Raw genomic sequence first — 12,198 nt, forward strand, 5'->3', positions numbered from 1 at the left:
AAATAAATGAATAGTGCAGTAGAGCAACAACTGGCAGAGCTTGGTATTGAAGCTTATTTAAAAGAACATCAATACAAATCATTACTTCGTTTTTTAACGTGTGGATCAGTAGATGATGGTAAAAGTACCCTCATAGGCCGATTACTCCATGATTCAAAACAAATCTATGCAGATCAACTAGATGCAGTTCATGCTGACAGCCAACGAGTGGTACTACGGGTGAGCGTCCAGACTTAGCTTTATTGGTTGATGGCCTGCAAGCTGAACGTGAGCAAGGTATTACGATTGATGTGGCATATCGTTACTTCTCAACTCAAAAACGTAAATTCATCATTGCCGATACACCGGGGCATGAGCAATACACTCGTAATATGGCTACGGGTGCATCAACCTGTAATGTCGCCGTGATTTTGATTGATGCTCGTAAAGGGGTGCTTGATCAAACTCGCCGTCACTCTTATATCGCAAATCTTCTTGGTATTCGTCATTTTGTTGTAGCAGTGAATAAAATGGATTTAGTTGACTATTCTCAAACTCGTTTTGAAGAGATTAAAGAGGAATACTTAGCTTTTTCTAAGAAATTGAATAATCCAAATTTAGATATTTCTATTTTACCTTTATCTGCATTAGAAGGAGATAACGTAGTAAATCCAAGTGAGGCATTATCTTGGTATCAAGGTGAACCACTATTAGAAGTCCTTGAGAATGTGGATATTGATGCAGATAAAGGCAATGGTGAGTTTAGATTCCCTGTGCAATACGTTAATCGTCCAAACTTAGATTTTCGTGGTTTTGCTGGAACGGTCTCTTCTGGTGGAATTTCTGTTGGTGATGAAATTGTGGCTTTACCATCAGGTAAAAAATCGAAAGTCGCTCGTATTGTTACCTTTGATGGTGATTTAACATCTGCTCAAGCAGGCCAAGCGGTAACGCTAACACTTGAGGATGAAATTGATATTAGTCGTGGTGACTTGTTAGTTAAATCACAGTCGAACTTGCAAGCCACGGATCAGTTTAAAGCTGAGATTGTATGGATGACGGAAAAAGGATTAGAACCGGGTCGTCAATACGATATTAAAATTGCAGGCAAGAAAACAGTGGGACAAATTGATGCTATTCACCATCAAGTGAACATCAACAGTCTAGAAAAGTTTGATACTCAAGAGTTGCCGCTGAATGGTATTGGTTTATGTGATGTATCGTTAACGGAAACCGTGAGTTTAGATCGTTATCAAGATTGCGCAGATACTGGCGGATTTATTTTTATTGATCGTCTAACTAATGTAACGGTAGGGGCAGGGATGATCCAAAACCTATCTGATTTGAGTGAGACTAAGCCAATTAATGACAATATCAGTGCGTTTGAAATTGAGCTAAATGCGTTAATTCGTAAGCACTTCCCACATTGGGAAACCAAAGATATTTCTAAGCTTTTAGGCTAAGGACTGTCACTATGGCATGGGAACAAGGATTCGTTCTGGCGTTATTAACTCTGATTATTGTGAGTTTATTGGCAAGTAAGTTAAAACCAAGCGTCATATTTGCAGGTTCTGCATTTATTGCTTTTATGGTTGGTATGATTGATTTACCTAGCTTGGCAAAAAATTTTACTAATTCATCTTTGCTAACGCTAGTGCTGCTTATTTTAAGTTCTTGTGCTTTAGAAAAAACACGCCTTATCAGTTGGGTTGGTCGTTATATTTCTGAAGGAAGGTTAGGGAGTGTGGTAGGCAAATTAGGTCTATCTACTGCCTTACTTTCTTCTTTTACCAATAATACAGCGGTTGTTGTTTCACTGATTGGTGCAATCAAACGTAATCAACGACACGCTCCTTCACGATTACTTATTCCCTTATCTTATGCCGCTATCTTAGGTGGAACATTAACGTTAATTGGTACTTCAACGAACCTTATCATTAATAGTTTTGTGGAAGATACGGGGTTACCGAGTTTAAGTTTCTTTGCCCCTACAACGATTGGTCTAGCCGTTCTATTTGGTGGTTTATTGATTTTAATTCCACTGAGTTATTTATTGCCTCAGTACGATGAAAGTCATCAAGATGAATTACCGTATTTTTTAGAAGCAAGAGTAGAAGGTGGCTCACCACTAGTAGGTAAATCAATCAGTGAAAATAACCTTCGAGCATTGCGTAAGCTGTTTTTAGCTGAAGTGATTCGTAATGGAAAAACCATACCATCGGTTGAGCCAGATATGATTTTATTAGCTGGAGATAGGCTGCTGTTTTGCGGAGACATTGAAAGTGTTACGACGTTACAAGAAATTAATGGCTTAACCTTATTTGGTCAGCATCATTTAAATGGACAGAACCTACTTGAAGTTGTTGTAAGCCAATCGGCTTCTATTCGTGGAAAAAGCATTAAGTCAGCTCAATTTAGAGAACGCTTTGATGCGGTAGTGGTTGCTATTCGCCGAGGGCATGAACGACTTGAAGGTGGATTAGGAAAAATTGAATTACAAGCAGGGGATACATTAATTTTGGTTCCCGGTAAAGACTTTGAACAGAGCAAGCAACAACTAAAACGTGAATTCGTCATTATCAGTGATTTAGATTCAGCCGCAAAACTGGATGGAGACAAGAGTGCTTTAGTTTTGGTTGGTTTTGCTGCTGTGATTACCGCTGCTTTACTTGATGTGTTTCCTATTATTAAAGGACTCTCTGTTTATCTACTTGGTATGCTAGCGCTAGGTATTATTAATTTAGGTGAAATTCGTAGACGATTCCCAATTGATATTGTTGTTATTGTTGGTGCTGCGCTTTCTATCGCACAGTTAATGTTGTCATCAGGACTATCTGTTCAATTAGGTGAAATGTTTATTGAGCTGTTTAATGGCTGGGGAGTAATGGGGGCATTAATTGCGGTATACCTTATTACGTTGGTGTTGACTGAACTTATTACCAATAATGCAGCGGCAGCACTGGCTTTTCCTATTGGTTATAGCATGGCATTGGGGTATGGCGTTGATCCCATGCCTTTTATTATGGCGGTGCTTTTTGGTGCGAGTGCCAGTTTTATTTCCCCTTATGGATATCAAACTAATCTACTCGTTTTTAGTGTGGGCAATTACACACTGCTCGATTATGTGAAAGTGGGATTACCCATGTCGATTATTTATTCGGTACTGGTATTAGCATTAATCCCTTACTTTTTCCCATTTTAATTCAAGGATGAAACATGACAGCACAATCAGTAATAAAAGATGAGAATGTCGTTTGGCATCAACATACCGTAACAAAGGAAATTCGTTCCGATCTTAAAAAGCAAAAACCGGCGGTGCTTTGGTTTACTGGATTATCGGGGGCAGGTAAATCAACCATTGCAGGTGCATTAGAAAGTAAATTGGCAGAGCTTGGGTATCATACCTATTTACTTGATGGCGATAATGTCCGTCATGGTTTATGTAAAGATTTGGGCTTTTCAGATCATGATAGGCAAGAAAACATTAGACGTATTGGTGAGCTTTCAAAGTTGATGGCAGATGCTGGGCTTATTGTATTAAGTGCGTTTATTTCACCTCATAGAGCTGAGCGTCAAATGGTTCGAGAATTACTGCCTGAGGGGGAGTTTTTAGAAGTCTTTGTGAATACCTCTCTGGATGAGTGTGAAAAAAGAGATCCGAAGGGCTTATATAAAAAAGCACGAGCTGGTGAGATAAAACATTTCACAGGGATTGATTCTGAATATCAACAACCGGTAAACCCCGAAATTGATTTGCCCGCAGGAACTCAGTCGATAGAAGCATTAGTTGAACAGTGTTTAGAAGAGCTAAAAGTACGTTCAATTATCTAGAAGAAAAAATAGCCCTAATAGTGATTGTTTTTGGAACTACTAGGGCTTTAATTATTTTTGATGCTTATCTATTAACTTAGACAACTAAGCCATCGTTGAAATGGATTTTGCAGCAACATCCGTTTCAACCATAAACTTCTGACTTAATAAACTGATGAGGTTATCGTAATAATTTTCATTCGGTTTATTGCCTAGCAGTTTACATAGCTCAGCACCAGTAGGACTAAATCGGTAATATACCAATCGAGACCCTTTCTGCATTGGTTTTATTGCGATGTTCTTCCCTTGATATTGCAAGGGTAAGGCGGGTTCAAACTCAATCTCTCCTGACTCTAGTTCAGTGCTAAGTAGTAAACCTAATTCAATAAGAAGCAATAAACTTGAATAAGGTAGTTTGTAGTTACCTAAATGAATGAGTTGAGGCCCATCGGTTTTATAGAAATTAAAAAAAGTACCAGCACACTTATAACCCAATAGGAGTTTTTTACTGTTGTCTTGTCCAAAGCTACATGCGAGTGAAGCTGCTCTTTGAAATGTTTGAGCTTCGCGTTGGGTCATGTCTTTTAGAACTTTAAGGGCTTTCATTGAAGTGGAACCAGGGCTGATCACTTCTTGTTTGAATATTTGGCTCCACAGTTTTTGCATTGATGAGTCGTGGATATCTTTTGCCATTTCAAAGAAACGATGTAGCCAATCAGGATCAGGTTCGCCTGCGGTTTCATCATTGCAATAATCGTGAGCGAGTTTTACGATTTTTTCTAAATTTTGTTGTTGTTGTTCACGCAATAATTTTTCACGATATAACGCACGTTTGAGTAGTGTTTCTTCTGGTTTTGGAGGCTGAAGATTGGCCGCAAGACCTTGCTGAATTGCAATTTCTTTTAGTCGTCTAGCGCTGCTAACTACATAATGTTCTTTTTTATGAGTTGGTTGTTCTTTTTTAGTTGTTTCATCTTTAGTGATGATAGTTTGCTGCGTATTCATGAGTTCGCCTAGCTTCGATTTAACATGATTTCCCATTATCTTATCGGTTGCTGAAAATAAAAACTTTAATCTCAAAGCGATATTTGCGAGTTAGTCAAATAAAGTAGCAGGTAATTAGTGGCGAAATGATAAATTTTTGTTAAAATAAATCAGTTGATTAATAACGTTGGAGAGGGGAAATGAAAGAGTCAAATTTTAAGAAGATTCTATTTAGCGTTACATTGGTTAGTGTTTATGCAGTAACACTGGTTTATTTATCTAATTATATTTAACTAAACAAAATAAACCAGTGTAAAATATTTGTTAATTACTCATCGTCATATTCTTCTAATCTTACACCTTCAATAAGATAACCGGTTTCAGCAAGTTCACTATCAATGGTTTCTGTTTTTAACTTACCAACAATATAAATGACATCCCACAACTGCTGTATTGGAGCGCCTTTTTCGAATTTCACGTAAATAATCTGGTTTGGTGGTGGTGGTGGAACATGAATACATGCACCAAAGTAAGGCACTAACAGAAATTCTGTGATCATTTTATCGTCGCCCTCTAAAGGGATCACAAAACCGGGTATTTTTACCATACTTCCGTTTAATTCTTGTCTAACCGAACCCACTAAAGATTGTTGCATTTGACCACCATTGTGATCAATTTTAGGCATTCCCATTGAATCAAATTGATTTCTTTCTTGTTCAGGAATCAAATCAATCCAATCAAGTTTTAATACCTCATTACTGAATGCACTAAAAGGCATCAGCATTAATAGGCAGATAATTATTTTCTTTTTCATTAAAAGGGTCCTTATAACCTTATTGTCATGCCATCACTTAAAGAGTGTCGGTAAGCTTGTATTGCTGGAATAACGCCAATCACAAAGCCTGAACACAAAACAAGACCAAGTAGCTTGAGTTCATAAAGTGTTGGTAGGGTTAACTCAATGGCAATGCCATAATATTGTTGGATTATAGGTTGTAGAATACTGAGAGATAAGTAAAGCCCCATTAGGCCTACTATGATCCCAAAGCTGGTTATTACAACAGCTTCACTAATCAATAAGATAAAGATATGCTTAGGTTGAGCCCCCATTGCACGCAAGATAGCCATTTCTCTACGGCGCTCTTGCAAGCTAGTTAATAGGCTTGTTAGCATTCCCATTAAGCCCGCAGCAACAACAAAAACAGATACGGCTAAGAGCGCTTGCTCTGCCACAGACATCATTCCCCATAATTCATGTAATGCGATACCGGGAAGAATGGCACTAAGTGGTTCTTTTGAATATTCATTAATGTAGCGTTGTAGAGCAAAGGTTTGAATCTTTGATTTTAATCCAAGCATGAAAGCTGTGATTTCTGCAGGTTCAAATTTTTGTTTTTCTAAGACTTTTGCATCGGGAGTATTGCCTAAATGCGCACCGCTTTCCCAGCCAACATGAATGGCAGATATTGCTTCTAGTGAAACATGTAAGGTTTTATCTACAGGTGTTCCTGTTGGTTTTAAAATGCCTACGACAGTAAAAGGTAAATTATCGTGTCTGGTAAAAGACTTATCACTGATCCCGTGCGCAATAACCAATTTATCCCCTAGATGATAATTGAGTTTATTAGCAACATCAGCACCTAATACAACATCAAATAATCCATTAAATGGTTTGCCTTCTTTAAATTCAAGAGGCTGTTTTTTTCCATATTGATAAAAACGAAAATAGTCTTGATTCGTTCCCATAACACGGAAACCTTTATGGGAATCACCCAGAGAAATCGGAATGGCCCATTTTACCGCTCTTTGATGAATGATTTCTTGATAGCTTTTCCAATCAATATTATTTGTCGCATTACCTATTCTAAAAACAGAATAAAGCAATAGGTTAACTTGACCAGAACGAGCACCAACAATCAAATCAGTATTCGAAATCGTGTTCGCAAAACTATTCTTAGCTTCGGTACGAATACGTTCTACGCCAACTAATAGCATTACTGAAATAGCAATAGTTGCAACAGTAAGTAATACGGTTGTTTTACGATTAATTAGACTTTTCCAAGCTAATTTTGTAATGCCTATCATGAGATGCCTCCTGCTTTATTCAATTCTCTTAAATCAATACTTTGATCGAATAAAGACTCTAAACTTGGGTCATGGCTGACAAAAAGTAAACTCGCGTTACTGTTTCTGCACTCATTCATTAATAACTCAATAAAAGCAAAACGAGTTTCGTGATCCAGTGCTGATGTCGGTTCATCGGCAATGATTAATTTAGGCTTTCCAATAAAAGCTCTAGCGGCGGCCACTCGTTGCTGTTGGCCAATACTTAAGTCTGTAATTGGCTTATTAAAATGAGAAGCCGGTAATTGAAGCTGCGTTAAAAGACGTGTTGCTTCTATGCGTAATTCTTTTATAGATAATGTTTTTTTTGAAGAAAATTGATAAGGCAAAATTACATTATCGATAACGGATAAATATGGGAGTAAGTTAAATTGCTGGAAAATATAACCAATATTATCAGCTCTGAATCTATCTCTTTGATTTGATGAGAGTTGATTAATATCAGTACCATTAATTGTTACACAACCAGACGTTGGTGAAAGGATACCCGTTAAAAGACTCAATAGGGTTGATTTACCACTTCCACTCGGACCTTTAATAAATAGTTTGCTTCCTTGTTTTTGAGTAAAAGAAGGAATATTTAATGTTAATTCGCTTTGATTGGGCCAATGAAAAGTCAGGTTTGATAATTCAATAATGTTCATAGTAAAACTGGCGATGTTACCACCGCCATACCTAAGTTATAGAGTGATAACTGATGATTTTGGTGTTAATGAAGCGGCTTTTTGTCCAGCATCACCAAGATATTGAATTGTCATTTTATGTGTATGAGGGAAGTGAGTGAACCACTGAGTTTCTATTTGGTCTAGGTTTGAAATCGCTTCACAGTGATATTCATATTGAGCACTAAACTCACCATGCTTGCCATGTTCTTTATGGTGTTCACCATCATGGTGGTCATGGTCATGGTCATGATCGTGGTCGTGTTCATGGTCATCATGATCGTTATGATTAACTAGGTTATGAGATACATGAGCTTCTTCAAATGTACATTTTGCATTTTCAGGAAGTGTAAAGATCAGGTTTGGGTTGTTTAATGTTTTTACTGCATTAGCAAGTACTTGCTTTTGAGCGTCATCCTTTGGTGCATGTTCAAAACCAACAACATCAGCGCCAGGAGCGGTGATCTCAAAAAGTAGGTGATCGCCATCTTGAGCAATATTGGTTTCAACCACACCATGGACATGAGCATCGTGGTGACGATGTTCACTTTCATGATGTTCTCCATCATGATGATTATGATCATGGTGGTCATTAGCATTTGCAGCATAACTTACCGAGAATAAAGAACCTGAAACTGCTAAGCAAAGAAGTGTTTTTTTATTACAGATAGACATAATAATTTCCTATTTTCTAAGAATGATAAATTGAATGTGATTATTGTTTAGAGAATAGACGGAGTTGGAGGTGCTCGCGAATGAACTGTTATGTTTAAAGGTGATGAGTTTTCAACTATAGAAAATAAAGAGCAAATAATTAGCTGGGGGATAACTGGTGGTGATGTAACGTTGATACAAATACCAGAGCTAAATGATTGAAACTGCTGGCAATGGTGATCTTCATGATGATGTAAGTTGGTATCAACTTGGTGATTAGCAACCAAAATACCAAACAACGCTAGGAGTATTGCAAACCCCCAATTTAACCAGCGTTGTTTAGTAAAGAAATACGATTGCATTGTACTACCCTAATTGAATGAGTAGTAAATGTAATAATATAACATTTTATAAGCAAGGCATTATTTATAATTGAGTGTGAATTAGCGCTATAACTTGCTTAATTTCATCGTTTGATAACTTTCCTTCTTTAATGAAAAGAATTTTTCCTTCTTTATCTTGAACAATAATAGCTGAACTTTCAGGTTGTAAATCCCAAGCTTTTGCGACCTTACCATGCTCATCTAATACCATTGAAGACCATGAAAACTCTTCTTTGCTTTCTTCAGCAGAAGACTTCACAAATCCACCGGTTCCCCAGATAGAATCATCTTGATTGATGATAGTTGTTGTTTGATATTCTGTTTCTGGGAACTTTTCTAATGTAATTGCACTCATAAGATCGGCGTTCATTGCTTTCGCACTGCTTCGACCTGCTATTGCCTGCAATACTCGAACTTTTCCTTTAAGTTGTTCAGTATTCCAGTTTTGATAGGTTGCAGCTGAGTTTTTAAAAAAGATTTCACCATACTGTTCAATCGAAACTGATGGAACTTCTTTATTAAGAGTTAGGTTGTGAGCAAATGAAAGAGAAGGGAGCAGACAAGCCGCAAGTGTAAGTAGTTTTACTTTTTTCATTTTTATTATCCTTGATGATTAACCTTCGTAGTTTAGTGTAGCGATAAGAAAAAAGCGATTCGACCAGTCTTTGTGGTTTTGATTTTCTCCTTGTTGAAAATAGTTTTGCTTCCTATAATGTTAATCACTTGTTTTGTTTGTAATAAAACGGTGTAGATTGGCGTTTGTTTTCAGGACTAATAAAACCTTTATATGGATAATCGGGGAATGGCTATGTTTAGAAATTTTAAGGCTTATCGACCATTGCAAGTCGCTCGTTTTGTAAAAACGTTATTTAAGGGTAATTTGCATATTGAAGGAATTGGAACTTTTGAGTTTGATGGCGGTAAAATTTTAATGCCAAATCAAGGAACTAAGAAAATGCTATTAGTTATGAGTGAAGTGAATCAACATATTCGTCAACTATCAATGATGCCAGCTTAAAATTATAGTAATAGTTAATAAGAGGTGCTCGTAGTCATGAGCACCTTTTTTGTTTATATAAAACAAACACCAGTACCTTTTAAACCACAATAACCATCAGGGTTTTTAGCTAAATATTGTTGGTGGTATTCTTCGGCAAAGTAAAAGGTTTGGACTGGTACAATTTCCGTCGTAATAACTCGCATGATACCTTGTTTTTCTAGAGCTGCTTGGTATTGCTGTTGCGTTTGTTTCGCTGTTTCCTGTTGCGCTTTAGATGTTGTATAAATAGCTGAACGATATTGTGACCCAATATCGTTACCTTGTCGCATTCCTTCTGTCGGGTCGTGTTTTTGCCAGAAAGAATGTAATAAGGTATTTAATGAAATTATTGTTGGGTCAAAAATGACTTTTACAACTTCAGTATGATTGGTTGTTCCTGTACAGACTTCTTTATAAGTAGGGTGTGATGTTACTCCTCCACTGTATCCAACCGCAGTAGAGTAGACGCCTTCTAATTGCCAAAAAAGACGTTCAGCACCCCAGAAGCAACCCATACCAAAAAATATTTGCTCAAAATTTGGCGGTATGAATTCTAAATTACGTTGAGAAATAAAATGAAGTGGTGGTGACGTTGGTTGTTTAGTTGTCATGTTGCATCCTTCAACTGAGTTAATATAGAAGACATTTATCTTGTGCTACTCTATAAAACGAGTAAATTACCATTGCATATAATGCATTAATGAATCAATAGAATAATTACAAGTATGATAAAGAAGTTACCTTTATTCATTATAGTCTGTTTGCTTGCTATCTCATCTCAAGCCTTAGCAGAAACAGAACTAGAAATAGAGGGATTAGAAGGACCTTTACTGAGTAATGTTGAAGCATATATCTCAGGTATTCCAGAAGAAGACTATTCTGTCTCTCTTCGTTTCCAAGCTCGTCTTCAAGAAAGTATTACTGATGCCTTAAAAGCTCTTGGTTATTACCAATCAACAACAACCTTTGTTGTTGAAGGGGATATATCTGATCGTACTTTGCTCGTAAATATAGACGCAGGCCAGCCTGTAATTATCTATGTTAGTGATATAGTAATTAGTGGTGAAGCGGCGGCAGATGAGGATTTTATTAACGCGGTCGATAACTCTGGATTAAATCTTGGACAAGTGATTAACCATGGTCGATATGAAAGTTTAAAAAGTACGTTACAAAATCTGGCCTTAAGAAAAGGGTATTTTGATGGCGACTTTACAACGAATAGATTGGAAATCGCTCCTAGACGACATCAGGCTATAGTTCGAATTCATTATGATAGTGGTAAACGATACAGTTTTGGTGAAACATCGATTGATGGTAGTCAAATTGAAGAAAAAAGAGTTCGTTCTATTATTCCATTTCAAGCAGGAGACCCTTATCTTGCAAGTCAAGTTGGTGAATTAAATCAATATCTTTCAAATACAGAGTGGTTTTCTTCTGTTTATGTTGAGCCAGATATCGACGCAGTTGGAAAAACATATCAATTGCCAATGAAAGTTCATCTTTCTCCTCAAGTAAGAAATCAATTAGAAACAAGTATTGGTTATGCAACTGACGTTGGTGCTAGGGGAAAAATTCGTTGGAAAAAGCCGTGGTTAAATCCGGAAGGACATAGTTTAGATACCGCCCTTTCAATTTCAAAACCAGAACAAGAAGCAACCATTTCTTATAAGATCCCGTTAGAGCAAGTTTTAAAAGATTACTACGTTGTTAAATATGGACTTAAAAATGTAGATAACAATGATACGGATAGTTTGGAATCGAATTTAGCTTTTGAAAGACATTGGGTTTATGACTCAGGTTGGCATCGAACTATCTATACTCGTTTTTTATATGAAGAATTTACTCAAGGTGTACAAGATGGCACAGCATGGTTAGTGCTACCGGGGATCTCTTTTTCTAAGAGTCGCTCACGTGGTGGTACGATGCCAATGTGGGGAGATAAAAAAGCATTTACCATTGAGGCGACAGATCAAGCTTTAACATCGGATGTGAAGTTATTACGTTTACAAGCTCAAGGTGCGATTGTTCGTAGTATCGGAGAAAATCACAGAGGTGTAGCTCGTGCAGATATTGGTGCAATATATACTGATGATTTTTATAAGTTACCGCCATCAATTCGTTTTTTCGCTGGTGGTGATAATAGTATTCGTGGTTATGGATATGAAGAAGTATCTCCAAAAGATAGTGAAGGTTATTTAACTGGTGGCCAATATATGGCGACAGCTAGCCTTGAGTATCAATATCGAGTAGTCGGTAATTGGTGGGTTGCAACGTTTGTTGATTATGGTGATGCATGGCTAGATACTCCAGATTGGAAAATGGGTACCGGTGTGGGTATACGATGGGCTTCGCCTGTAGGTCCAGTTCGACTCGATTTCGCATGGGGCTTGATGCTGAGCCTGGAGACGAATTTAAAATCCACTTTACCTTGGGGCCTGAAGTATGAGTTCCATTGAAATGAACGAAGAACATAACAATCAAGAGTTGAAGAAAAAACGACGTTTTAGTCGTCACTGTCTTTGCTTTGCTCTTTTTTTTCCATCAATACTATTATTACTCCTAT

11 protein-coding genes and 2 pseudogenes are annotated in these 12,198 nt (G+C 37.2%); 5 read left to right on the plus strand and 8 right to left on the minus strand.

From position 1 onward, the window contains the following. Positions 1 to 6 precede the first annotated feature (6 nt). From cysN to cysC, 3 genes and pseudogenes are all read left to right on the plus strand, one after another. A pseudogene (gene cysN / locus AAFX60_001530) lies at positions 7 to 1,442 on the plus strand (sulfate adenylyltransferase subunit CysN). 11 nt (positions 1,443 to 1,453) lie between these two features. Beyond that, positions 1,454 to 3,181 carry an SLC13 family permease gene (locus AAFX60_001535; GenBank protein XDF77936.1) on the plus strand — a complete coding sequence of 576 codons (1,728 nt, stop codon included), beginning with the start codon at positions 1,454 to 1,456 and terminating at the stop codon, positions 3,179 to 3,181. Positions 3,182 to 3,195: 14 nt separating this feature from the next. Continuing rightward, positions 3,196 to 3,810 (plus strand): adenylyl-sulfate kinase, encoded by a 615-nt coding sequence (cysC, locus tag AAFX60_001540; GenBank protein ID XDF77937.1) that lies wholly within the window; start codon positions 3,196 to 3,198, stop codon positions 3,808 to 3,810. Positions 3,811 to 3,894: 84 nt separating this feature from the next. Here the strand turns inward: cysC and AAFX60_001545 are convergent, their stop codons facing one another. The 7 genes from AAFX60_001545 to AAFX60_001575 all read right to left on the minus strand — a co-directional run bounded on the left by AAFX60_001545 (position 3,895) and on the right by AAFX60_001575 (position 9,191). Then, positions 3,895 to 4,794 carry a TIGR03899 family protein gene (locus AAFX60_001545; protein ID XDF77938.1) on the minus strand — a complete coding sequence of 300 codons (900 nt, stop codon included), beginning with the start codon at positions 4,792 to 4,794 and terminating at the stop codon, positions 3,895 to 3,897. 307 nt (positions 4,795 to 5,101) lie between these two features. Beyond that, positions 5,102 to 5,587 carry a DUF3299 domain-containing protein gene (locus tag AAFX60_001550; GenBank protein ID XDF77939.1) on the minus strand — a complete coding sequence of 162 codons (486 nt, stop codon included), beginning with the start codon at positions 5,585 to 5,587 and terminating at the stop codon, positions 5,102 to 5,104. Positions 5,588 to 5,598: 11 nt separating this feature from the next. Further along, entirely contained in the window at positions 5,599 to 6,858 is a 1,260-nt protein-coding gene (locus AAFX60_001555; GenBank protein XDF77940.1) for an ABC transporter permease, read from the minus strand. Continuing rightward, on the minus strand, positions 6,855 to 7,541 hold the full coding sequence (locus AAFX60_001560) for an ABC transporter ATP-binding protein (protein ID XDF77941.1): 687 nt from the start codon (positions 7,539 to 7,541) through the stop codon (positions 6,855 to 6,857). The genes AAFX60_001555 and AAFX60_001560 overlap by 4 nt, the downstream gene beginning before the upstream one ends. Before the next feature lie 36 nt (positions 7,542 to 7,577). Next, positions 7,578 to 8,234: a DUF2796 domain-containing protein gene (locus AAFX60_001565; protein XDF77942.1), complete on the minus strand. Its 657-nt coding sequence runs from the start codon at positions 8,232 to 8,234 to the stop codon at positions 7,578 to 7,580. 47 nt (positions 8,235 to 8,281) lie between these two features. Further along, complete coding sequence (locus tag AAFX60_001570; GenBank protein ID XDF77943.1) at positions 8,282 to 8,575, minus strand: DUF2607 family protein; 294 nt, start codon at positions 8,573 to 8,575, stop codon at positions 8,282 to 8,284. Positions 8,576 to 8,639: 64 nt separating this feature from the next. After that, positions 8,640 to 9,191, minus strand: coding sequence for a YtfJ family protein (locus AAFX60_001575; protein ID XDF77944.1), 552 nt, complete (start codon positions 9,189 to 9,191; stop codon positions 8,640 to 8,642). Between the two features lie 213 nt (positions 9,192 to 9,404). On the opposite strand from AAFX60_001575, the gene AAFX60_001580 reads away from it, so the two are divergent. After that, positions 9,405 to 9,614: a DUF1107 domain-containing protein gene (locus AAFX60_001580; protein XDF77945.1), complete on the plus strand. Its 210-nt coding sequence runs from the start codon at positions 9,405 to 9,407 to the stop codon at positions 9,612 to 9,614. A gap of 53 nt (positions 9,615 to 9,667) precedes the next feature. Here AAFX60_001580 and msrA read toward each other — a convergent pair whose 3' ends face one another. After that, positions 9,668 to 10,246 (minus strand): peptide-methionine (S)-S-oxide reductase MsrA, encoded by a 579-nt coding sequence (gene msrA / locus AAFX60_001585; GenBank protein ID XDF77946.1) that lies wholly within the window; start codon positions 10,244 to 10,246, stop codon positions 9,668 to 9,670. A 114-nt stretch (positions 10,247 to 10,360) separates the two neighbouring features. On the opposite strand from msrA, the pseudogene AAFX60_001590 reads away from it, so the two are divergent. Continuing rightward, positions 10,361 to 12,081: pseudogene (locus AAFX60_001590) on the plus strand (autotransporter assembly complex family protein). Positions 12,082 to 12,198: the final 117 nt, after the last annotated feature.

It is taken from the genome of Aliivibrio fischeri (assembly GCA_038993745.2).
In the GTDB taxonomy this organism is placed as follows: domain Bacteria; phylum Pseudomonadota; class Gammaproteobacteria; order Enterobacterales; family Vibrionaceae; genus Aliivibrio; species Aliivibrio fischeri_B.